Origin of the sequence: Streptomyces sp. NPDC048111, assembly GCF_043202815.1 — a bacterium.
Lineage (GTDB): Bacteria > Actinomycetota > Actinomycetes > Streptomycetales > Streptomycetaceae > Streptomyces.
In genome coordinates, this window is sequence record NZ_JBIDBD010000004.1 from 187,831 (window position 1) to 210,537 (window position 22,707).

The 22,707-nt window shown below is 75.3% G+C and carries 16 protein-coding genes; 10 read left to right on the forward strand and 6 right to left on the reverse strand.

Annotated features, from left to right (window positions below):
- Nucleotides 1–24 precede the first annotated feature (24 nt).
- Genes ACGF3I_RS10995 through ACGF3I_RS11010 form a run of 4 tightly spaced genes read left to right on the forward strand, consistent with a single transcriptional unit; the run spans nucleotide 25 to nucleotide 4,117 of the window.
- Entirely contained in the window at nucleotides 25–1,056 is a 1,032-nt protein-coding gene (locus ACGF3I_RS10995) for a 3-oxoacyl-ACP synthase III family protein (protein ID WP_393130395.1), read from the forward strand.
- A 7-nt stretch (nucleotides 1,057–1,063) separates the two neighbouring features.
- Entirely contained in the window at nucleotides 1,064–3,055 is a 1,992-nt protein-coding gene (locus tag ACGF3I_RS11000) for an HAD-IIIC family phosphatase (protein ID WP_393130397.1), read from the forward strand.
- Nucleotides 3,045–3,281 (forward strand): acyl carrier protein, encoded by a 237-nt coding sequence (locus ACGF3I_RS11005; RefSeq protein WP_393130399.1) that lies wholly within the window; start codon nucleotides 3,045–3,047, stop codon nucleotides 3,279–3,281. Before ACGF3I_RS11000 ends, ACGF3I_RS11005 begins: the two co-directional genes overlap by 11 nt.
- A complete protein-coding gene (locus tag ACGF3I_RS11010; protein WP_393130401.1) occupies nucleotides 3,278–4,117 on the forward strand; it encodes a 4'-phosphopantetheinyl transferase family protein in 840 nt (279 codons plus the stop codon). Before ACGF3I_RS11005 ends, ACGF3I_RS11010 begins: the two co-directional genes overlap by 4 nt.
- Before the next feature lie 33 nt (nucleotides 4,118–4,150).
- Here the strand turns inward: ACGF3I_RS11010 and ACGF3I_RS11015 are convergent, their stop codons facing one another.
- Complete coding sequence (locus tag ACGF3I_RS11015) at nucleotides 4,151–5,173, reverse strand: LuxR C-terminal-related transcriptional regulator (protein ID WP_393130403.1); 1,023 nt, start codon at nucleotides 5,171–5,173, stop codon at nucleotides 4,151–4,153.
- A 196-nt stretch (nucleotides 5,174–5,369) separates the two neighbouring features.
- Here ACGF3I_RS11015 and ACGF3I_RS11020 point away from each other — a divergent pair, with 196 nt between their 5' ends.
- Nucleotides 5,370–5,594, forward strand: a complete 225-nt coding sequence (locus ACGF3I_RS11020; RefSeq protein WP_393130405.1) for a hypothetical protein — start codon at nucleotides 5,370–5,372, stop codon at nucleotides 5,592–5,594.
- Nucleotides 5,595–5,668: 74 nt separating this feature from the next.
- On the opposite strand, the gene ACGF3I_RS11025 is transcribed toward ACGF3I_RS11020, so the two are convergent.
- Nucleotides 5,669–6,367: a 4'-phosphopantetheinyl transferase gene (locus ACGF3I_RS11025; protein ID WP_393130407.1), complete on the reverse strand. Its 699-nt coding sequence runs from the start codon at nucleotides 6,365–6,367 to the stop codon at nucleotides 5,669–5,671.
- Between the two features lie 449 nt (nucleotides 6,368–6,816).
- Here ACGF3I_RS11025 and ACGF3I_RS11030 point away from each other — a divergent pair, with 449 nt between their 5' ends.
- Together ACGF3I_RS11030 and ACGF3I_RS11035 are read left to right on the forward strand one after the other, a co-directional pair.
- On the forward strand, nucleotides 6,817–9,591 hold the full coding sequence (locus ACGF3I_RS11030) for an AAA family ATPase (protein WP_393130409.1): 2,775 nt from the start codon (nucleotides 6,817–6,819) through the stop codon (nucleotides 9,589–9,591).
- A 233-nt stretch (nucleotides 9,592–9,824) separates the two neighbouring features.
- Nucleotides 9,825–10,781, forward strand: a complete 957-nt coding sequence (locus tag ACGF3I_RS11035; protein ID WP_393130411.1) for a polyprenyl synthetase family protein — start codon at nucleotides 9,825–9,827, stop codon at nucleotides 10,779–10,781.
- Here the strand turns inward: ACGF3I_RS11035 and ACGF3I_RS11040 are convergent.
- From ACGF3I_RS11040 to ACGF3I_RS11055, 4 genes are read right to left on the reverse strand one after another with little or no spacing between them, the layout of a single operon-like run.
- On the reverse strand, nucleotides 10,758–12,584 hold the full coding sequence (locus ACGF3I_RS11040; RefSeq protein WP_393130413.1) for an AMP-binding protein: 1,827 nt from the start codon (nucleotides 12,582–12,584) through the stop codon (nucleotides 10,758–10,760). The two genes, ACGF3I_RS11035 and ACGF3I_RS11040, sit on opposite strands and share 24 nt — an antisense overlap.
- On the reverse strand, nucleotides 12,581–14,881 hold the full coding sequence (locus ACGF3I_RS11045; RefSeq protein WP_393130415.1) for an ATP-binding protein: 2,301 nt from the start codon (nucleotides 14,879–14,881) through the stop codon (nucleotides 12,581–12,583). Before ACGF3I_RS11045 ends, ACGF3I_RS11040 begins: the two co-directional genes overlap by 4 nt.
- The gene (locus ACGF3I_RS11050) at nucleotides 14,878–17,670 is read right to left on the reverse strand and encodes a BTAD domain-containing putative transcriptional regulator (RefSeq protein WP_393130417.1); all 2,793 of its coding nucleotides are present in this window, start codon (nucleotides 17,668–17,670) and stop codon (nucleotides 14,878–14,880) included. Before ACGF3I_RS11050 ends, ACGF3I_RS11045 begins: the two co-directional genes overlap by 4 nt.
- A 24-nt stretch (nucleotides 17,671–17,694) precedes the next feature.
- Nucleotides 17,695–18,783 (reverse strand): AfsA-related hotdog domain-containing protein, encoded by a 1,089-nt coding sequence (locus ACGF3I_RS11055; RefSeq protein ID WP_393130419.1) that lies wholly within the window; start codon nucleotides 18,781–18,783, stop codon nucleotides 17,695–17,697.
- A 229-nt stretch (nucleotides 18,784–19,012) separates the two neighbouring features.
- On the opposite strand from ACGF3I_RS11055, the gene ACGF3I_RS11060 reads away from it, so the two are divergent.
- The 3 genes from ACGF3I_RS11060 (at nucleotide 19,013) to ACGF3I_RS11070 (ending at nucleotide 22,705) form a co-directional block, all read left to right on the forward strand.
- Nucleotides 19,013–20,410 carry an MFS transporter gene (locus ACGF3I_RS11060; protein WP_393130421.1) on the forward strand — a complete coding sequence of 466 codons (1,398 nt, stop codon included), beginning with the start codon at nucleotides 19,013–19,015 and terminating at the stop codon, nucleotides 20,408–20,410.
- A 111-nt stretch (nucleotides 20,411–20,521) separates the two neighbouring features.
- Complete coding sequence (locus tag ACGF3I_RS11065) at nucleotides 20,522–22,075, forward strand: MFS transporter (protein ID WP_393130423.1); 1,554 nt, start codon at nucleotides 20,522–20,524, stop codon at nucleotides 22,073–22,075.
- Between the two features lie 201 nt (nucleotides 22,076–22,276).
- Nucleotides 22,277–22,705 (forward strand): ester cyclase, encoded by a 429-nt coding sequence (locus ACGF3I_RS11070; protein ID WP_393130425.1) that lies wholly within the window; start codon nucleotides 22,277–22,279, stop codon nucleotides 22,703–22,705.
- The last annotated feature ends 2 nt before the right edge of the window (nucleotides 22,706–22,707 follow it).

A 22,707-nucleotide genomic window follows, 5' to 3' on the forward strand; every position in this document is an offset into this window, starting at 1 on the left:
GAACGCTACGAAGGTGACGAAGCCATGAAGGAGAGCACCATGCCCCCCACCGCGTACCTCGCGGCCACCGGAGCCGCGCTGCCCGGCGAACCGGTCGGCAACCGCGAGCTCGGCGCGGCCCTCGGCGTGAGCGACGAGTGGATCGACGTGTTCGTCGGCACCAGGACCCGGCACTTCACCCGGGACCTGGCCACCGGCGAGATCCGCGGTTCGCTCGCCGACCTGTGCGCCGAGGCGGGCGGGGCGGCCCTGGCGGAGAGCGGTCTCGAGGCGGCGGACATCGACTTCCTCGTCCTCGCCACCGCCACTCCCGACCGGCTGCTGCCCACCACCGCCGCCGAGGTGGCCGACCGGCTCGGCCTCGACCACCTGCCCGCCTACCAGTTGCAGTCGGGCTGCTCGGGCGCGCTCCAGGCTGTGGAGTTCGGGCGGGCGCTGCTCGGCGCGGGCGCCGGGGCCGGGCTCGTGCTCGGCGGCGACGTCACCCACCGCCACCTGGAGCTGAAGCCGGGCGCGAGCCGGCTGCCCACCCGGGAGCTGGTCAACTACGTGCTCTTCGGGGACGGCGCGGGCGCCGCGGTGCTCACGGCGGAGCCCGCCGGACACCGGGTCGCGGTCCGCGGGACGGTGCACGCGCTCACCGGCCTCGGCCGCGAGCCGGGCCAGGTCGTCGACTGGTACGGGGTCGGTGACCGGCACTCCACCCGGCCGATGCTCGCCGAGGACTACAAGGCCATCGAGGAACAGGTGCCGCTGATGGCCGCCGAGGCGCTGTGGGACCTGCTGGGCCTCGTCGACTGGGCGCCGGAGGAGATCGCCTTCCTGCTGCCCCCGCAGCTCTCCCGGCGGATGACCGAGCGGGTGATGGAGCGGCTGCCGCTGCCGGGGGCGCGCGAGGTCAGCTGTGTGACGGAGACCGGCAACACCGGCAACGCGCTGCCCTTCTGCCAGCTCGACCGGCTGCTCGGACAGATGGGTGAGGGCGACCGGGCCCTGGCCCTCGCGGTGGAATCCAGCAAGTGGATCAAAGCGGGGCTCGCCCTGGAGAAGGTCTGAGGACGCCATGACCACGACCACGTCCTTGGACATCACCGCGCCCGGCGCCGGCCTGCCCGCCTTCGGGGCCCGGGAAGCGGGGGGACCGGCCACGCCCGCTGCCGCGCTGGAGCGATTGCGTCGGCTGCGCGCGGAGGGCCGTCTCGAGGAGGCCTACGACACCGTCGCCGGGCTGCTGGCCCGCAGTGAGGCGACGGAGGACCCGGTGGCGTTGCGCCGCATCGGCCGCCTCCTCGCCACCGCGGACCGGGCCCGGGTGCGTGCACTGCACCCCCAGGTCCCGGTCGTCGGCGTGGCCGTCACCGGGCAGTCGACGGTGGCCCCCGTGATCGACTCGCTGACCGCCGAACTGGCCCGGCACGGCGTGCTGTTGCGCCCCCTGCTCGGCGACTGTGGAGCATACGTACAGGAACTCACCGTCCCGGGCGGGCGGTTCGCGCCCGGGGGCGAGGACCACGACCTGGCGCTCTGTCTGCTCGACGCCGAGACCGTCTTCGCCCGGGTGCCCGCGGTGTGGCAGGTGGCGGACGTGGCCCGGGCCGCCGACGAGGCGCTGGACCTGATCGGCTGCCTGGCCTCCGCGCGGGCCGCGGCGGGCGCCGGGCCGCTGGTGCTCAACACGGTGCCGCTGCCCCGCGCGTACGGCCATCAGCGGGTGGACCACCGTTCACGGGCGCGCTTGGGGATCGTCTGGCGGGAGTTCAACTGCGGGCTGCTGAGGCTGGCCGAGTCCCACCCCGGGGTGAGCGTGATCGACCTCGATCCGCTCGTCGCCGAGGGCGGACCGCTGCACGACACGCGCCTGGCCCACTACGGCCAAGCGCGGCTCGGCGCACCGCTGTTGGCGTCCTACGCCCGCGAGGTGGCTCATCTGATCCGGTCCCTGCGCGGCTTGACCCGCAAGTGTCTGGTGCTCGACCTGGACCACACCCTGTGGGACGGGGTCCTGGCGGAGGACGGGGTGGCCGGGGTGGCCGCCGCGGGCACCGACCGGGGCCGTGCGTTCGGCGCGTTCCAGCGGGCGCTCAGCCAACTCCGTTCCCAGGGCGTGCTGTTGGCCGTGGCCAGTAAGAACGACCGGTCCGACGCGCTGGCCGCGCTGTCCGGCCATCCCGACATGGCCCTGCGTCCCGAGGACTTCGTGCACATCAGTGCCGACTGGTCCCCGAAGGACCGGCAGGTGGCCGCGATCGCCGAGCGGCTGGGAATCGCCCCCGGGGCGCTGGTCGTCGTGGACGACTCCCCGGCCGAGTGCGGGCTGATCCGGCAGGAGCTGCCCGAGGTCGCCGTCGTACGTCTGGATGACGAACCGGCCCTCCACATCACCAAGTTGCTCCGCGACGGCTGGTTCGACTGCCCGGTCCTCACCGAGGACGACCGGGCCCGCAACAGTCGCTATCAAGCCGACTCCCTACGGCGGCAGAGCCGGGAGGGGGCGGCGACGGCCCGGGACTATCTCGTGGATCTGGACATGCGTGTGGCCGTGGGGCCCGTCGCGCCCCACGAACGCTCCCGCGTCGCCCAACTCACCCGGCGCACCAACCGATTCAATCTCGCCGCCACCCGGCTGACGGATGCGGAGGTCGCCGCTGCCGCGGCCGGGGACGGCGGGCGGCTGCTCCTGGCGGTGCGGTCGGCCGACCGGTTCGGTGACAACGGACTCGTGGGAGCCGTGCTGGCCCGCCGTGAGGGCGATGAGCTGGAGCTGGAGAACTTCTGGCTCAGTTGCCGCGTGCTGTCGCGAGGCATCGAACAGGCGTGTCTGGCGGCTTTGTTGGGGCAGGCGACCGAGGAGGGGTGCGACACGGTGACCGCGCGGTATCGGCCAACCCGGGCCAACGCGGCCGCCGCGGACTTCTACCCCTCGGCGGGTTTCACCCCGTCGTCCCGAAGCGCGGACGGCCTGATTCTCCGTCATGACTTGAGCGCTGTTCCGGTCATCCCCGAGCACGTCAGGGTAACCGTCCATTCGGCTGGAAGGGATAGTGATGGATCTTGAAACCCTCGCCGATTTCCGGCGGTTGCTGCACGATGAGTTCTCCCTCGACCTGGGCGATCGGGACATGGTCACCGATCTCCGCGACATCCCCGCGTGGGACTCGGTGCTGCTGCTGCAACTGATCACGCTGGTCGAGGAGGAGACGGGCCGCAGGCTCTCCGTCCGTTCCGTCCTGGAGGCCCGCACCTTCGAGCAGATCCACGACTTGGTGAAGGAGCAAGCATGACGGTCCCCCGTGAGGCGGCCGTGGGCCCGCCGGTGGAATTCGCCGACGGTTCCGAGGCGGCCTGGTGGCAGATCCGGCAGGATCTGCGCCGGCGCGGCTCCGCCCTGCTGTGGGCGCGGATGTCGGACCTGCGGGCGAAGATGCCCGAGGGCGAGGAACTGCGCACCCTGCTCGGCCGCGACTGGACCCGCTACTTCGAGCTCTCCCACGCGGAGGTGCGCGATCTGTACGCCGCCTCCCGGCTGCTGCTCAAGTACGCGGCCGGGGCGGTGCTGCGCTGCGATCCCCTGCAACTGGAGCTGACGTACGGGCCGACCGGCCGGCCGTACCTGCGCGGCTTCGACCAGATCGACATCAGCCTCAGCCACACCGGGGACCTGCTGCTGGTGGGGCTCACCACGCGCGGGCTGATCGGGGTGGACGCGGAGCGGATGGACCGCCCGCTGTACCGGGACGGCCTCGACCGGCACGTGTGCACGCCGTACGAGCTGATCACCCTGGCGGCGCTGGACGAGCGGGAGCGCAACTCCAGCCTGGTGCGGCTGTGGACGCTGAAGGAGGCGTACAGCAAGGCCATCGGGCAGGGGATGAACTTCCGTTTCACGGAGTTCGGCTTCGGCCCGGACGGCCGGCCGGTACAGGTGCAGCGACCGGACGGAACGGTGGGCACCGGCGACGAGTGGGGTTTCTGTACGTTCGTGATCGACGACGAGTACTGCGTCAGCGCGGCCGTGTACGACGCGGGGTTCGGCTCGTCCGTCGATACGGAGATCACCACCATGCTGGACCAGGACTGTGTCGACGCGCTCAGCGACGCCCTGCCGTCGCAGGAGTGAGGTGCGCGGGGCCACGACCGGCGCGGACCGCGGTCACGGGAGGTCGGCGAAGTCGCCCAGGACGCCCGACATGGCGACGTTGAACCCCGCCTGGAAGCGGCTGGTCGCCTCCATCTCCTCGGTGATCTCCGCGATGTGGCGCCGGCAGGTGCGGACCGACATGCCAAGACGCCGGGCGACCATCTCGTCCTTGAAGCCCTTGGCCATCAGCCGCATGATCGAGTGCTTGACGTCGTCCGCGGTGGCCTCCGCCTTGGCCGACTCCGGTTCGAACGGCGTTGCCCCGTCCCAGAGATGACCGAAGACGGAACACAGGAACGCCACCAGCGTCGGTTCACGCACCACCGCGGCGCCCGGCGGCCGGCCCGGCTGCCGGGCGCGTTCGGGCAGGAAGGCGATCTCGCGGTCGTAGATGAAGAGCCGGTCGATCACCTCGTCGGCGGTACGGACCTCGGCCCCGGCTTCGGTGATCTCGCGCACGTAGGAACGCGTGGGCAGATCGCTGCGGGCGGTGTGCTGGTAGAGGGTGCGCATCTTGACGCCGCGGCTGAGCATTTCGTGCGAGGTCTCTCGTGCGGCGGCGAGGACCTCGGGGGGTCTTGGGCCGCCCGGCTGGATCATCAGGATCTCGTTGCGGCATTGCTGACGCCGTTCGTTGATCATCGACTGCACCAGGGCCGCGTCGTTGATCAGGTCGAAGGCCTCGAACCGGTTGCGCTCCCGACGGCCCTCGAAGTAGAGCGGGGTGAGCGACAGGAGCTTGCCGCGCACCTCCGTCACGGCGCCCTGGAGGTCACGTATCTGCTGCTCGGCGGCGCCGACCAGGTCGGCCGCGGCGACGTCCGGACCCACCGGGACCAGCACCGACGGGTGGCCCGGCATCGGCTGGAGAAGCTTGAGGTGGCGCAGTACGCGCTCGGTGCGCTCGACCTCGTCGACACTGAGGGAGAGGTGCGCGGCGATGGCCTCCCGCTCGAAGCGGCCCTCGCGTACCGCATGGCCGTATGCGGTGGCACTGAGGTCGTCCAGCTCGGCGAAACCAGAAACGGATTTCACGCTTCCAACCATCCCTGCCCCCCTGCAGTTCGGCGCATTTGTTGTCATGCAACATTACGCCACCGTCACCCGCTTGGTCAGCACGGAGAACCCGCGCCAAGCTGTTCATCGCAGGCCGGGGGCAGGAAATGCAGAGCATCAACCGCCCCCCGGGACCGACGCCTTTTAGTGTTCTTTACTCCTAGGGGGATCAGTCATGGCGAACGGTATGCATCGACTCGGCGGCATCTTCGGCGTGGTGGCCACGGCCGTGCTCTTCGGGGCCCTTGCCGCAGGCAATGCCGAGGCGGCGCCCGCCGAGGGGGGAACGGTCGGCATCTCCTCGATCGCGGCAGGCCAGGACGTGGCCGCCGGTCTTGAGGTGGTGCTGCCGGGGCTGGTCGCGGTCGTGGTCACGCCGCAGGACGACCAGTGGAACTGACGCACCGTCTGTGAGGCGGGACCGATGACGGCCCGGGCACCGCGCGCCTGTACCGCGTGGCGACCCGGGCCGCTTCATGCTCCGAGCCGGGCGAGCCGGGCGGGAGCCGGAGCGTCGGCGGTGTGCGCGATGGCGCTGACGAGCACTCCGCCGTCCCGGGCCCAGCGTCCGGTGAACTCGCGCGGCGCGTATGCGTCGCCGGGCAGCTCGGGCCGGGCCAGCAGCTCGGCGTGGAAGGCGCCGAGCGCGGGATCCAGGGTGATCAGCGCCTCGTCGAAGTCCAGCTCCCGCCCGGTGAGGGGGTACCAGGTCTTGAAGACGGACTCCTTGACGCTGAACAGGAGCCGGTCCCAGGCGAGGCCCGGCCGGGTGCGCAGCAGCGCGTCGATCTGGCGCCGCTCCGGACCCAGGGCGATGACGTCGAGGATCCCCTCCGGCAGCGGCTGGTCGGGCTCGGCGTCGATGCCGAGGGAGGAGTGGTCCGACAGGCGGGTCAGGGCCGCGGCGTGGTACCCGGCGCAGTGGGTCATGCTGCCCGTGACCGAGGGGGGCCAGCCCGGGGCGCCGCGCACGCCGGGCACCACGGGAGCCGGCCGGAGGCCGAGGCGGCCCATGGCGACCCGGGCGCACCAGCGCACCGCGGTGAACTCCGAGCGGCGCTTGGCCACCGCGTCGCGGACGCAGGCCGCCTCCTCGGGGAAGAGCGTGGCGTCGGCCGGAAGGGCCCTGACCTCGACGGCCGCGACCGCGGAGGGGAGCAGCGAGGCGAGCATGGGGACTCCGTTTCTTCGCGGTGTGCGGGGGTGCGGACTCCACCCTCGCGGCCCGGGCCCCCGCGCTCGACGTCCGAAGGCCCGCGGCCGCCCGGAAGGCGGCGGAACGGCCCCCGCGCACCAGGGTGTTGCCATCGGCGGGGCGCCCGGCACCGGGCTTGCCGGGGGGTGGCGGGGCGGGCGGCAGGGGTTTGCCATGCGCTTGCCATGAGCCATCGCAAAGGGCTCGGGTGCACGGCGCGCACGGGCCGCCCACCAGGGGCGGCGGCCCCGAGCGGCCGGCCCCGGGCGGCCGGGGGACGACGGCAAGTTCTTGACATGCAACATGCGGCCACCGGCGGAATTCGCCGACCGGTGCGGAATTCGGCACACAATTCAGAAGTGTGCCGAGGAGGAAAGGGCCGGTAGTCCACGGCGCCTGGAATCGGAATTGCATAGGGGGGCGCGACATGAGACTTGTCGAGCGGACGACAGAGACGGACTGGCTGAAAATCGCCCTCGGTGCGTGTGCCGAGGGGGAAGGGGGAACGGTCCTCGTCGAGGGGCCCGTGGGCTGTGGCAGGACCGAGCTCCTGGCGTACGCCGCACAGGAGGCGGCCGGCGCGGGCGCCCTCGTCCTGCGGGCCACCGCGGTCGCGGCGGAACGCACGCTGGCGCTCGGCGTCCTCGGCCAGCTGGCCGCCGGGGCGCCCCCCGGCTCCCTGACCCCGCAGGGTCCGGACGCGCGGGCCCGTCGCAGTGCGGCCATGGAACTGTTCACCGCGTCCGTGCGGCGGCTGAGCGCGAGCGCTCCCGTGGTGCTCTGCGTCGACGACTGGCAGTACACCGACGACGCCTCCCGCGCCTTCCTGATGCACCTCGCCCAGAACACCAGGACCGACCGGGTCCTGCTGCTGCTCGCCCGCCGCGTCGACGGTGCCACCGGTGACCACCTCCAGGGCACCGAACTCATCCGGCTCGCCGGACTCGTCCGGCTGGGCCTCGCCCCACTCGGCCGGTCCGGCACCGAGGACCTGGTACGCCAGGAGGCGCCCGACGCGGCGCCCGGCGAGGCGGGGCCGCTGTACGAACTGAGCGGCGGCAACCCCCTGTTGCTGCGCGCCCTCCTGGAGGAGCGGCGCACCGGGACCGGCGGGGCCACCGGCCGCGCATCCGGCGGCGCGGGGGCCTTCGGGGGTCCGGCCTCCGGTCCGCGGCCGCACGGACCCTTCGCCCAGGCCGTGCTCGCCTGCCTCGAACGCTGCGGGTCCGGCGCGCTCGAACTGGCCCGGGCACTGGCCGTGCTGGACGGACGGGCGGGCCCCGAGGAGGCCGCCGTACTCCTGAGCCGGCCGGCCGCGGCCACCGCCCGCACCGCCGACGCCCTGGAGCGGGCCGGAATCCTGGCGGCGGCGCGCTTTCGTCACCAGGCCGCCCGCGCCGCGGTCCTCGACCAGATGACCCCCGCCGAGCGGACCGCCCTGCACGTAGGAGCGGCCGACGCCGCGCGGGAGGCCTGCGCGGACGCCCCCGACGTGGCGGCCCACCTGCTCGCCGCCCGCTTCGTGGGCCGCGACTGGGCGGTCGCCGTCCTGCAGAGTGCCGCCGCGCAACTGCTCTCCGCGGGCCGGCCCGAGCGCGCCCTGGCCTGCCTGGAGCTCGCGGGCGAGGGCATCACCGACCCGGTGGCCCGTACCGACAACGCGCTGCGGCTGGCCTCCGTCGCCGCCCGGATCGACCCGGGCGGCGCGGAGCGGCGCCTGGGCCGGCCGCTGGAGGAGGCCCGCGACGGCCGGCTCGGCTCCGCCCAGCTCGGCACCCTCGCCCGTCAACTGGTCGGCCAGGGACGGCTCGACGAGGCCGAGGAGGTGCTCGGCCTGCTCGCCGCGGGGGAGCCCGGCGCCCGCTCGGGCGGCCCCGCCACCGACCCCTTCGACGGGCTTTCCGCGTTCCCCCGCGCCCAGTCCCGGCGGATGCCGGCCCACCCCGAGGACGGCGGTCCGGGCCTGCTCCACGGCGCCACCCCGGTCCGGGAACGGCCGCCGGTCGCGGCCGCCGCCCTGTGGCAACTCCCCGAGGTCTCCGCCCGCGCCGTCGACGCGGCCGAGACCTTCCTGCGGGGCGTGTCGCCCTCCTGCGCGACGGCCGAGCCCACCCTCCAGGCCCTGCGGACCCTGCTGCACCTGGGCGGCGCCCAGCGCGCGGAGCGTGCGCTGCCCTGGATCGGGGACGCCGTCGAGGACTCCGAAGGCCGCGGGGCGACCGGCTGGGCGGCGCTGTTCCGCGCCCTGCGGTCCCAAACACTGCTCAGACAGGGTGAGTTGGCGGGCGCCGAGCGGGAGGCGCGCATCGCGCTGGAGTCGGTCCCGCGCACCCCGGGCAGCTCCCTGATGAGCCTGGCCGCGGGCGTCCTCGTGCAGGCCTGCCTCGCCCAGGGGCGGACCGACGAGGCCGCGGCGGAACTGGCCCGCCCGGTGCCCCCCACCGTGCCCACCAGCGTGCACGGCCTCGAATACCTGCGCGCCCGCGGCCAGTTCCACCTCGCGGCCAGTCGCTACCACGCCGCGCTCGGCGACTTCCTGGAGATCGGCCGCTGCATGAAGCGCTGGGGCCTGGACCGGCCCGTCGTGCTGCCCTGGCGCACCGATGCCGCCGAGGCCCTGCTCCGGCTCGGGGAGACCCGCCAGGCCGACCGGTTCGTCGCGGACCAGCTCGCCTCGCCCGACGCGGCCGACCCCTGGGTGCAGGGCATTTCGCTGCGCGCCCGGTCCGCCGTCCTGGAGCCCCGCAAGCGGCAGATGTATCTGGCGCGCGCGAGCGAGGCGCTGCGGCGCTCGGGCGACCGCCACGAACTGGCCCGTACGCTGGCCGAGTTCGGCCGCGCCCTCCAGGAGGCGGGGGAGACCGGACGGGCCGCGATGGTCAACCGCACCGCCTGGCACCTGGCCGACGAGTGCGGGGCGTACCCGCTGCGCAACACCGTGGCGCACACCGGGCCGCACCCCGCCCCCGCACCCGCGCCGTCGGCCCCGGCGACCTCTTTCACCGAGATGGTGGACCGGCTCAGCGACTCCGAGCGGCGCGTGGCCACGCTGGCGGTGCGCGGGGACACCAACCGGGAGATCGCGCAGAAGCTCAGCATCACGGTGAGCACCGTGGAGCAGCACCTGACGCGGGCCTACCGCAAGCTCGGGGTGACACGGCGGGTGGAGTTGCCGGTACAGCTGCAGTTGCTGTCGACATGACCGCCGGAGCCGCCCGCGGCCCCCGCGCACCCCTGGCGCCGGGGCGGCGGGGAGCCCGTATGGCAAGGGTGTGGCAAGCCCGCGGCCGGGGCAGTGGCCAACAGCTGACCTCTGCCGTTCTCCGCCCCGCCACGACCCCGATCCGGCGGCCCGCCCGGCGGTCCCTTGGCTCACGGCCCCCGTCACGGCAGGCTCAGTGACCAGCCGCCGGACCGACCGAGGGGGAGCAGGACATGACCAGGCACGAGCAGACGCAGCAGAGCGCGACGCCCGCGGCCGTACGGGACCTGGCCCTGCGGCGGGTGGAGGAACGCATGGGCGCCGTGCTGGCGGACGAACACGGCCGCTGGGCAGCCGAGGACCAGAAGGCCTCGGTGCTCGTCAGCGACCTGGCCGCGGTCCTGCGCACCGGCCGCGACCGGGCCCGCTCCTCCCTCCTGCTGACCGGTTACCTGGCCGCCGGCGGTGACCCCCGGGCCACGGAGGCGGTCGACGCCGCCGCGGCCCTGGAGTTCCTCGACACCTGGCTGCTGATCCGCGGCGACGTGCGCGACAGCGCCGCCCTGCGCCGGGGCCTGCCCACCCTGCACGTCAGCCACGCCGCCGAGCACGAGCGCAACGGCTGGCGGGGGGAGTCGCGCCGGTTCGGCGAGGGCGCCGCGGTGCTCGCCGGAGATCTGGCGCTGGTGTACGCGGACCGGCTCGCGGCGGGCCTGCCGCCCGGCGCCCGCCGGGTGTGGGACGAGCTGCGCGCCGAACGGGTGCTGGGCGCCCACGCGAGCGCGGCGGCCAGCGCCGCCTACGAGGACGACCCCTGGCCCGGCCGGTGCGTGAGCGCCGAGTGCCCCCGGGGCTGCGGTGCCGGCTGGTACGCCGTACGTCATCCCCTGCTGCTGGGCGCGGTGCTCGCCGGGCGGCCCGAACTGGCCGCGGCCTACGGGGCGTACGGCGACAACGTGCACGCGGGCTGGCGGCTGCGCGGGTTCCTGAGCGGGGGGCCGGAGTTCGGCGGGGACGCGGAGCTGCTGCGGGACGTCCTGTTCGACGGGCAGAGCCGCAGCGCCGCCGAGACCCTCATCGGCGAACTCGCGGCCGGGGCCGCCGAAGCCCTCGCCGCCACCGCGCTGAGCCCGGTCTGGCAGGCCGAACTGGGCATCTGCGGCGCCCTATTGATGTCCGCCGGGCGGTGACCCCGCGCCGGGGGAACCGGCGGGGGCGGTGCCCGGACGGCCGGGGCGCAGCCGCTCCAGCCAGGTCCGCAGCCCGTCCTTGCGTACGCCGCCGTGCTCGTCCCGCGGCAGCGAGGTCACCAGTTCCAGGCGCGTCGGCAGGACGGCCTCCTCCAGGCCCTGCCCGGACAGGTGCTCCCGCAGCTCCAGCAGACCGGGCGGGCTGTCCCGCACCGCCGGAACCACCACGGCGCAGGGGCGTTCCCCTTGCTCGGCGTCGACGTGCGCGATCACCGCGGCCTCCCGGACGCCGGGATGCCGCAGCAGCGCCGCCTCGATCCGGTCCACCGGCACGAGGAAGAGACCGCCCGTGCGCGCACCCGCCCGGCCCGTCACGCGGATGCCGCCGAGGCCGTCCGGGCGGGCGCGGTCCCCGGTGTCGAGCCAGCCCTCGTGCGCCCAGGTGGCGGTCGGCTCGGCGGCGCCGTGCCGCCAGGTCGCCAGGCACACGGAGGGGCCACGGGCCCGCAGCGCGGTGGACTCGCCGGGCCGGGCGTCCCGGCCCGGCAGTGGCGAGAGCTCCAGACCGGCGAGCGGCACGCCGTCGCTCTCGCCCGCACGCTCGGCGGGGGTGTCGCCGCGGGTCACCGTGCCCATGCCCAGTTCGGGTGCGCCCCAGACGGCCCGGACCGGAGCGCCCAGGGCGTTGGTGAGGTCGGCCAGGAGGTCGGCCGGGGTGCTCGTGCGGCCGCCGGAGAGGACGAGCCGCAACCGCGGCAGGGCGCGGGGACGGCGGCGCTGGACGAGCAGGACTTCGGCCCAGTGGGCGGGGGAGGCGTACGCCTGGTGCACCCCGGCGGCGGCCATCAGGTCGAGGCAGGCCTCCGGGCTCCAGATGTCCTGGTGGACGCCCGTGCCGCCGACGGCCAGGGGCCAGCAGACCGAGTAGAGGGTGGAGGCGAGGGAGGCCAGCGGCAGCGCCGAGTAGAACACCTCGCCCGGCCGCCGTCCGGGGCCCGTGCGGTCGTCCTGGGTGCTGATGTTGGCGTACAGGGTGTTGGGGGTGTGCAGGACGGACGTGCGGTCCTCGCCCAGGCCCAGCACGGTCACGAGCAGGCAGGCCCGGTCGGCGTGCCCGGGGCGCGGCGCCGGCCGGCGCCCGAAGGGGCCCCGCTCGTGCGGGGTACGCAGGAAGTAGCCGCCGAAGTCGAGCGCGCCCGGCGTGCGGGCGGCCTCGCCCGCCACCACCCGGTGCCGCAGCCACGGGAGTTCGGCGGCCACGGCGGCCAGCGCCTCGGCGTGCGGGAAGTCCTCCCACACATCGGGCACCACGCACACCCGGGCCTGCGAGGCCGCCAGGATCGCCCGCAGCCCGCGGGCCCGCACGGTGGACAGCACGGGCACCGCCACCGCCCCCAGCCGCATGCAGGCCAGTGCGAGGGCGGCCGCCTCCCACCAGTCGGGCAGCTGATAGGCCACCGGGTCGCCCTCGCGGATGCCGAGCGAGGCCAGGGCGGCGGCGAACCGGTCGACGTACAGGTCGAGTTGGGCGTACGTGAGGACCAGCGGAGCGCGGTCCGCCGGCCGGTGCAGCCGGTGCTGTACCACCGCGCGGCGCTGGGGGAAGCGGGCGGCGGTGCGGGCCAGGTCGTCGGCGAAGGTGGTCGTGCGCCACCACCCGCGCTCGCGGAAGGCGGCGGTCACGGCCGGCGGCGGGGCGAGGGCGGCCAGCGCCCCGGCCACGTCGATGAGGGGCGCGGGCGAGGGCGGGCGGGGCGTGGCCGTGCGCGTCGCGGCGGAGTGCGGCGTGGCGGGGTGCGTCATGACCACCGCCCCGTGGCCCAGGCGACCTGGATCCGGGAGGAGCAGCCCAGCCGGCGCATGATCTGCCGGACGTGGTTGACCACCGTCCACTCCGACAGGCCGAGTTCGGCGGCGATCTGACGGTTCGTCCGGCCCTCGGAAACCAGCATGGCGACCTGCACCTGGCGCGGGGTGAGCGACTGCGGGTCCGCCTCGCTCCCGGCGGCGGCCCGTGCCGGAGCGGGGGAGGCGAGCGCCTCGCGGACCGCACCGGCCGGATCGAGGGCCAGGCCCTCCGCGCGGGCCCTGGTGTACGCGGTCCAGCCCAGCCGGGCCTCCAGGCCCGCGGTCGCCTCGTCCAGCGTGGCCCGCCGCGGCTCGGGCCGAGCCGCCCCGAGCCGGGCGGCCAGCGCGTCGGCCGCGGTGAGCAGCCGGACCACCCGGGGGCGCTGCGCGGGCGTGAGGCGCAGGACGGACAGGGCGAACTCCTCCAGGAGCAACGGCAGTTGGGTCTGCTCCCGCCACTCGTCGGCCAGCTCAAGTGCCTCGCGCAGGGCCCGGTCGGCGGCCTCGTGCTCCCCGGTGTCCGTGTGCAGCGCGGCCCGACGGCGCAGCGCTTCGGTCAGCCCCCTGCCGTCGCCGACCCGGCGCAGTGCCGCCCGCGCCTGCTCCAGCAGGTCCACCGCGGCCCGGGTGCGGCCCAGTTCACGCTGGGCCCACGCCAGGTCCGTCCGCGCCCGGGCCGCCGCCGCCACGGCGCCCACCGACTCCAGCGTGGTCGCCGCCGGTTCCAGCGCGGCCAGCGCGGCCCGCGGGTCGTCCGCCGCGAGCAGGGCGGCGCCCAGCTGGGCGCCGATGAGCGCCGTACGACGGCGGTCGCCGAGCCGCTTGCCCAGGGCCAGCGCGGACCGCTGGCGGCGGGCCGCCTCCGCCGCGTCGCCGCGCGCGAGCGCGAACACCCCTGCCAGCTCGGTCAGTTGGGCCACCAGCGGCTCCGGCAGAGCCGGGCCGTCCTCGGCCAGCAGCCGGTCGCACCAGGCGGCGCCGTCGCGGAGCCGGCCCTGGGCGAGCCACGGTTCACGGCAGGCCAGGACGGTCGCCGCGGCCGTCGCCCGGTCACCACGGACGGCCAGCCGCTCCAGCGCGGCCAGCACGTTGAGGGCCTCGTCGGCGAGCACGCCGAACCAGTGCGCCCGTTCCGGGCCCGCCAGCCGGGGCGCCGCGGAGGCCGCGAGGCGCGCGTAACGGTCGGCGTGCTCGTCGGCGACGGCGCCGAGACGGCCCCCGTCCGCCTCGGCGAGCCGGGCCAGGCAGTACGAGCGGGTCGGCTCGGGCACCGCGTACCGGGGCTCGGCGGCCCCGGTGGTGCCGGACAGACGCAGGGCGCCCCGCTCCAGCAGCTCGTCGAGGGCGCCCTCGTCCGACCGGCCGAGCACGTGCGGCGCGAAGCCGCCCTCGTGCACCGACAGGCGCTCGACCAGGGCGCGTTCGGCGCTGGTCAGCCCGCGCAGGCCCCAGGCGACCAGGGCGGCCAGGGACCGGTGGCGCTCGGGCGCGGCCGAGGGGCCGCCGGACAGGGCGGCCGGATCCCGGCGCAGCCGGGCCAGCAGGGCGGCCGGGGGGTAGTGGCGGATCCGTCCGGCGGCGAGTTCGAGCGCCGCCGGAAGCCCCTCGAGGAGGCGGCAGATCCGTGCGACGGCACCGGCGTTCTCCGCCGTGAGGGCGAAACCGGGGCAGGACCGGGCGGCCCGCTCGGTGAACAGCGCGACCGAGGCGACCCGGCCCAGCGCCTCGGCATCGCCCTCCTCGACCTCGTGGGGCAGGGGTACCGGCAGCGGCGCGACCGGGATCAACCGCTCCCCGTACAGGCCCAGCGGCTCAAGTGCGGTGACCAGAACGGTCAGTTGGGGCCGGACCGCGAGCAGCGAGCCCAGGGACTCGGCGCGGGGCCGCAGCTCGTGGTCGCAGTCGTCCAGGAGCAGCAGGTGACGTCCGTCGGCGGGGGCGGCATCGGCGAGGGCGGTGTGTACCGTCGCGAACACCGCCCTGCTCCCGGGGCCGTCCGAGCCCTCGGCGCGGAGCAGGGCCACCGCGGCGGCCGCCAGTCGGCTCTTGCCCACCCCGGTGGGGCCCGCCAGGGTGACCACGCGCGTGGCCGGGTCCCTCAACGCGCCTTCCACAGTGCGCAGTTCGGCCTCCCTTCCGATCAGGCCCGGGCCGGCGGGAGCGGAGTCGGCCGGGTGCGGCACGGCGGCCGTGGGGTACGGAAAGGCTCCGTTCGGCGCCTCGGCGTCAAGTTGGGGCAGGGGCATCGTCATGTCCTCCTCCCGGAGGTCGTCGTGCGGTTCGGGCGGCGGGCGGCGGTGTCGCCGCGGGCGGGCGCGGCGGGCGCCCTGGTGCCCGGCTCCCGATGGCCCGTGCCGGTGCGCCCCTCGGCGGGCGAACCGGAGGCGGAGCCGCTCGGCGGCCTCGGGGGCGAGGCCGCCGGCCCCGCCGGGAACCGCCATACGCCGGGGCGCGCCTCGTGCACCGGGGCGCCGGGCTCCGGCAGGCGCAGGAGGCGGCGGGTGTGGGCCTCGCGGCGGCTGTCGCGCAGGGCGGTGGCCAGGGCCAGGCACTCCGCGAGCGGGGTGGCCGCAGCCACCATGTCTCCTGTCCGCAGCAGGAGTTGGGCCCGGACGCGGTGCGCCTCGTACCGGCCGAGGCTCCCTTCGCGCGGGGCCCGGGCCAGGGCCTCGCGCACCAGGGCGTCGGCCTCGGCGGGCCGGTCGAGGTCCAGGCGGAGTTCGGCCAGGCCGGCCAGGGCGCGGGCGGCCTCCTCCGGCTCCCGCGCCCGCTCGGCGGCTCCCAGGGCCTCTTCGTACAGCCGGGCCGCCCGGCCCGTGCGCCGCTGCTGCCAGTACAGGTCGCCGAGCGAGCGCAGGACGCGCGCCTGCGCGCCCAGGTCCCCGGCCGACCGGGCGGCGCCGAGGGCGAGCGTATGGGTCTTCTCCCAGTCCTCCCAGGCGGCCGTCCGCTCCAGTGGCGCGGCGAGCGCGTCGGCCAGGCGGACCGTCTGCGCCCACAGTCCCGCCGCGTGCGCCTGCCCGACCAGGTGCGCGAGACCCGTCAGGCCGTGGGCGCCGACCTGTGCTCCGGCCGGGTCGCCCAGGCGGTCGGCCCAGGCGTCACACATCCGTGCGGTGGCCGCGCGCACCGAGTCCACGGGCTCGTGGGCCCGGAGCCGGTCCCCGGCCAGCACGCGCAGCAACTCGGGGAAGGCGTACGTGTCCTCGCCGAGCGCGAGCAGCATGCCGCGGTCCGCCAGGGACTCGACCCGGGCGAGTGCGGACGCGGCGTCGAGGCCGAGCACCGCTGCGGCCAGGTGCGTGTCGAAGACGCCGGGCGGCAACAGGCCCAGCAGCCGCAGTGCGCCGCGCTCCGGTGGCGGCAGCTCGGTGTAGGCGCTCAACAGGGCCGCCCCGACGTCCAGTTCGCCCACGCTCAGCGCGGCGAGGCGGGAGGCCTCGGGGCGCAGGGCGCGGAGCAGCCGGTCGCCCGTCCAGTGCGGCCGGGAGCTGAGCAGCAGGGCCGCCGCGCGCAGCGCGAGCGGCAGCCGGCCGCACAGCCGGGCGATCTCCCCGGCGGCCGGCCCGGCCGCGGCGAGGAGGTCCCCGGCCGGTCCGTGCCCGAGGTGGGCGAGCCGCACGGCACGCATGCCCGCGGTGCCGGCGGGCAGCAGGCGCCCGGTGACCACGGCGCTGCTTCCGGCGGTGGTGGGGAGCAGGGCGCGCACCTGGGCCACCGAACGGGCGTTGTCCAGCACCAGGAGGACCCGCCTGGCGGCGGTGAAGGCCCGCAGGGCGTGCAGGGGATCGCCGGTGACCGGCTGTCCGGCCTGGCGCAGCAGCCGCCGTGCGGCGTCGACGGGACGCAACGCGCCCGCGGGTGGCGCGCCGGGGGCGCCGTCCGCGATCCCGTCGGCGGGCCGGCCTCCGGCCTCCGGCCCCTCGGTGGACCGGCCTTCGGCCCCCGGCCCCTCGGTGGGGCCGCCGTCCGCCGGAGCGAGGTCGAGGAAGAGCACCCCGTCCGGGTAGGCCGGGGCCGCACGGCGGGCCGCGGCCACCGCGAGGGCCGTCTTGCCCGCCCCGGGCAGCCCGGTCACCGCGGCCCAGACGCCCGCCGGTGCGGCACGCAACAGGGCGGTGAGCTCGGCCAGTTCACGGTCACGCCCGGCCAGCACGGGGTCCTCGGCCGGCAACCAAGGGGTGACCGCGGGTCCTGCCGGGGCGGCGGACGGTGCCGCGACCCGGACGGCGGCCGGGGCGGCCTTGAGCGGCGGCGCCGAGCGTGCCACGGGCGCGCCGTCGGCGGACAGCAGCTCCTGGTGCAGCGCGCGCAGGCGGGGGCCCGGTTCCACCCCCAGCTCCTTGATCAGGGTCCGGCGCACCCGGGCATAGGCACGCAGCGCCTCCGGCACCCGCTCGCTGAGGTGCAGCGCGGTCATCAGCTGGGCGTGCAGCTCCTCCCGGAGCGGGTGCTCGGTGACCAGCGCGGCCAGTTCCGGCACCAGTTCGCGGTGCAGACCGAGGTGCAGGTCCGCCGCGATGCGCAGCTCCAGCGCGGCCAGCCGGGCCTCGTGCAGCCGCACCGCCACCGACTCCAGGAGCGGCCCGTGGGCCGTTCCGGCGAGCAGCGGGCCGCGCCACAACTCCAGCGCGCCGCGCAGCAGTTCGGCGGCCCGGGCGAACTCGCCCGCCTCGGACGCGGTGCGGCCCTGCTCGTGCAGCCGCTCGAACACGGTCAGGTCCAGTTCGTCCGGGGCCACGTCCAGGAGATAGCCGGGGCGCCGGGTGTGCAGGATGTCCTGGCCGTGCCGCGGGGCGGCCGTCGCCAGGCACTTGCGTACCTGTGACACGTACACGTGCAGCGTCGCCAGCGCGGTGCGCGGCGGGGTCTCGCCCCACAGCTCGTCGATCAGGCTGTCGACGGAGACGACTTCGTTGGCCCGGGCGATCAGTGCGCCCAGGACCACGCGGATCTTCCCGGGACCGGGGGTGTGCAGCCCCGCGGACGACGGGCCGGGGTCCCCGGCCACCTCCAGCGGGCCCAGAATCCGGAACCTCATGGGTGGGTACTGCCTTTCACCGGTTCAGAAGTCCTGCACCACGAGCGTGGTGGCCTCGGCCACCGCCCGGCTGCCGTGGGTCAGGGTGAGGGAGACGGGCACCGCCGGCCGCCCCTGGGCGTCACGCTCCAGGGGGCCGGGCACGGCCGCGCAGCGCAGGGGCGCGGCCGCCTGCGCGTAGCCGCGGAAGTGCACGCGCGAGGCGGTGAGGGCGCTGCGCGAGGCGTGCAGCCCCCGGCCGCGGCCCGCGCACAGCAACGCGGTCTGGCGAAGCGTCTCCAGGACGTGGAGCCCGGGCAGCACGCCGTCGTCGGCGGCGCACAGGGCCGGGGCCAGGCCCTGGGTGCGCACCCACGCGGTCAGCCGGCCGGCCTGCGTCTCCTCGGGGTTCGCGAGCAGCACGTTGCGCGCACCCGCGCGTCCGACGGCGGCGGCGTCCACCGGGCGCAGCGGCCCGCGCCGGACGTCCCCGGCCTCACGGACGGCCGAGCGCGCGTGCGCGAGGTGGCCGGCGTGCAGGGCGGGCATCAGGAACACGAGACCGGCCGAACCGGTGGCGCAGGGCGCGGCGTCGATGCTCACCTCGACGTGGAAGTCGAGTGCGCGCGGCACGCCGCCCACCACGTGCCCGGGGACGGCCCGGATCCGGATGCTCAGCCGGGAGTCGGCGTACTGACCGGTGCGCCACGCCGCCAGGTCCGTGAGGTCCAGGTCGAAGCGGTAGAAGAGGCCGGGACGTTCGGCCGGTACGCCGAAGTAGCGGTGGCCGACGAACTCGCCGATCTCGCGCACCGATTCGGTGACGACCTGCTGGTCGTGGAAGCGTCCGGCGCCGTCGTTGAACAGCGGGTGGTGGCGGGGGAGCCGGTCGGCGAGCACGAAGTGCTCCTCGGTCAGGCTCGGCGCGTCGAGGCAGTGGTCCCAGGACGGCGGGCAGTGGATCAGGTGCCGGGCGGCTCCGAAGCGGCCGGACTCCGTGCCGGCGGCGGCATCGACGGCCGTGGCCCCGCGCCCGCCGCCGTCGCCCGGTCCACCGGTGGAGCGGCCGACCGCGATGCCCGGGCCCCCGCCGGGCAGGACCGTCGCGGGTGGCGCCGTCATGGCCTCCGTCATCGTCTCCCCCTCACCGCGGCGTCGTACGCGCCGCCGTCTCGAAGCTTGTGCGGGGCCGGGCGGGGGCGCCACCGCGGGACGGTGACAGCAAGTTGCACGGCCGGTACTGCGGCGGACTTAAGCGAAATACAGGCAGGCCGCCGCACGGTGTCCTGGCGCACCCGGTCCGGCCGCCGCCCCCTCGGTCGCCGGGCGCGAGCCCGTACTCCGACCGAAAGGCGGTCCTTCCGTGACCACAGCACCCGCCCAGGCCCCGCCGGGACGCCCGCCGCACCGGTCCGGGTCCGCGCCGGCGTCCGGGGCGCGGGCCCGGACCGCGCCCGACGCGTCGCCGGGGGCAGTCGCCCCGTCCCGCCGGGTGCGTGCCGGGTACGCCTCGGGGGCGCTGGCCTCGGGCACCTTCACCACCCTGCCCGGACTCCTGCTGCTGCCCTACCTGACCGACACCCTCGGCGTCGGTGCGGCCCTGGCCGGTCTCGCCGTGCTGGTCCCGAAGATCTGGGTGGCCGTCATCAACCCGCTGGTGGGCCGGCTCAGCGACCGGACCCGCTCCCGCTGGGGCGCCCGCCGCCCGTACGTGCTGGCCGGGGGCCTCACGATGGCCGCGGCCGTCGCCCTGATGCTGTCGAGCCCGTTCCGCGGCGGCGCGGGCGCCTGGTGGACGGAGGCCGGGTTCCTCCTCGCCGCGACGGCCTTCGCCTGCTTCCAGATCCCGTACGCGGCGATGCCCGCCGAACTCGGCTCCCGCCGGCGCGACCGGGTCGCCCTCGCGGCGGGCCGGGTGATCGCGCTCGGCGTGGCCGCGCTGGCCGTCGGCGCGGTGGCGCCCGCCCTGGTCGACCTCGGCGGCGGAGGAGCCCCAGGCCACCGCTGGGCGGGCCTGTTCGGCGCCGCCGTCATCACGGCAGGCACCCTCGGGGTGTTCCTCGGCACCCGCTCGGCGCCGGCCGGCCCGGCCCGGCCCAGCGAGCCGGGCCTGGTCCGGCAGGTGCGGGCGGCCCGGGGCAACGCCCGGTTCACCGGCCTGCTCGGCGCCGCCGCGGCCCAGGCCCTCGCCACCGGCGTGCTGCTCGCGGGCACCCCGTACGCCGCCCGTCAGGTGCTGCCCTCGCCCGGCTGGGCCGGCGCGCTCGTGGCGGTCTTCGTCACCCCCAACCTCCTGTCCGTGAGCCCCTGGCGGCGGCTCGGCGACCGGCTGGGCATCGGCCGCGCGTACGCCGTCTCCAGCGCCCTGTTCGCCGCGGGCTGCGCGCTGTTCCTCGCCGCGCCCGTCCTGCCGCCCGCGGCCGTGCTCGCGACCATGGCGCTGGCCGGGACCGGCCATGCGGGCCAACTGATGTTCCTGTACGCGCTGTTGCCGGAGTGCATCGCCGAGGCGGACACGCGCAGCGGCCGCAGCCAGGGCGGGATCCTGGCGGGCCTGTTCTCGACGGGGGAGGCGGTGGGCCTGGCTCTCGGCCCCTTCCTGTACGCCCTCGTGCTCCAGGGGTTCGGGTACGCCTCGTCCGACAGCGGGCACGCCGCGAGCCAGTCGGCACTGGCGGAACTGGGCGTCCTGACCGGTATGGCGGCGCTTCCGGTACTGGCCTCGGCGGCCGCGGTGGCGCTGCTCCGGCGCCGGCGGTAGGGGGTCCCCTATCCGCGACCGCGTGTCTTGCCGCCCCAACTCCGGGGCCCTTAACGTCAATACGTACTTTCCGTCATGGCGCGGCACTGCACTGCCGCATGAGGAGTCGTCGTGGAGAACAGGGAGCACCCTCGTCGGTGGGCCATCCTTGCCGTACTGGCAGTCGCCGTATTCGTGGTGTCGATCGACGCGACGGTACTCAATGTCGCCCTGCCGACCCTGGCCAGGGAATTGAACGCGAACACCGGTGAACTCCAGTGGATGGTCGACGCCTATTCCCTGGCGCTGGCCGGACTCCTCCTCCTGAGCGGAAGCCTTTCGGACCGCTTCGGACGCAAGAAGCTCCTCGTGCTCGGACTCGTCCTGTTCGGCGCCGCCTCGGTCGCGGCCGCCTTCTCCACCGCATCCTGGGAACTCATCGCGGCCCGCGCGGTGATGGGCGCCGGAGCCTCCGCCTTCATGCCGGGCACCCTCTCCATCCTCGTCCACGTCTTCTCCGACGACGAACGCCCCAAGGCGATCGGCATCTGGGGCGCGGTGACGGCCCTCGGCGCCGTGACAGGACCGCTGATCGGCGGTGTGCTGCTGGCCCACTTCTGGTGGGGCTCCCTCTACCTGATCAACGTGATCGTGGTGGCCGCGGCGGTGCTCGGCGCCCTGGTGCTGGTGCCGGAGTCCAGCGACCCCGCGGCCCGTCCGCTCGACGCGCTGAGCACCCTGCTCTCGATCGTCGGCGTCACGGCACTGGTCTACGGCGTGATCGAGCAGCCGCGCTTCGGCTGGTCCTCGGCCGAGGTGATCGGCTCGCTGGCCGCCGGCGCCGTGGTCACGGTGGTCTTCTTCTGGCGCCAGGCCACCGCGCGGCACCCCATGGTCGACCTCGCGGTGGTCCGCAACCGCCGGTTCCTCGGCTCGAGCGGCACCATGGCCGTCCTCATGTTCGCGCTCACCGGCAGTCTGTTCGTGCTCACCCAGCAGTTCCAGCTCGTGCTCGGCTACTCGCCGTTGCTGGCGGGCGCGGCCATCCTGCCGGTGGCGGTGGCCCTGATGATCTGCTCGCCGCTGTCCCCGGTGGTCACCAAGGCCCTCGGCGTGCGCAACACCGTCGTCCTGTCGCTGCTGGTGCTGGCCGCCGGATACGGCACGTACGCCCTGTTCACCGAGGAGTACGGGTACGGGGCCATGGTGGTCGCGATGGTGCTGGTCGGGGCCGGCATGGGACTGTCCCAGCCGCTGGTCAACGACGTACTGATGACGGCCGGGCCGCCCGAGCAGTCGGGTCTGCTGTCGTCGATGAACGACACCGTGCAGGAGATGGGCGCGGCCTTCGGCGTCGCGGTGGTCGGCAGCGTGCTCGCCACGCGCTACGCGTCCGCGTACGCCCTCGACGGCCCCGAGCCCGCCACCCACTCCCTCGACAAGGCGCTGGAGGCCGCGAAGGGCCTGCCCGCGGGGGCGGCGAAAGCGACCGCGGACGCGGCCCGCAAGGCCTTCGAGCAGTCGTTCTCGGCCTCGGCGGCGGTCTGCGCCGGCGTCGTCGTGCTCGGCGCGGTGGCTGCGGCGTTCCTGCTGCCGCAGCGCATGGAGAGCGCCGGGGAGGCGGGCGAGCCCGCCGGGGACCCCGGAGCCGTCGGCGCCGTCCCCATGCGGGAGAGCGCCGTCTGACGGCCCTCCACCCCTCGGCACCCCCGGTCAGCCGCCCACGCGAACCCCCGCGCGTGGGCGGCTTCTTCGTGCCGGTACTTCAGGTTGGGGCGGGTTGGATCGGGGTATTGGGGGGCGCCCATAGGGGCGGGTTAGGGGTGCCCTTGAGCCACGTGGCCGAATAACTTTCCTTGGGTAGACGCCCGTTCGAAAGGGAATCCCATGACTCAGGTCCAGGAAGAGCTGGAAAACGTCCTGCGCCGGTACATCGACGAATTGCTCAACGGTCACAACGACGACCTCGTCGAGGAATTCATACACCCCGAGTTCCGCCACTTCACCGACGAGAGCGCGCTGGCGCTCGAAAACGACGGGGCCGATCTCGAAGGCATCAAGGCCGGCCTGATCGAGGTCCGCGAGAAGCTCGCCCCCCACTACAGCGCCGAGGTCGTGCGCTGGGAGGGCGACATCGCCCATCTCGCCTGGAAGACCACGGTGACCCACCAGGGCCACATCTTCGACCGCGAGCCCACCGGCAAGACCTTCACCCTCACCTACACCGGCAAGACCCGCTTCAAGGACGGAAAGATCTACCAGGCGCAGAACTACTGGGACCCGCAGCAGGCCCTCGACGTCATCGACGGCGACTGAGG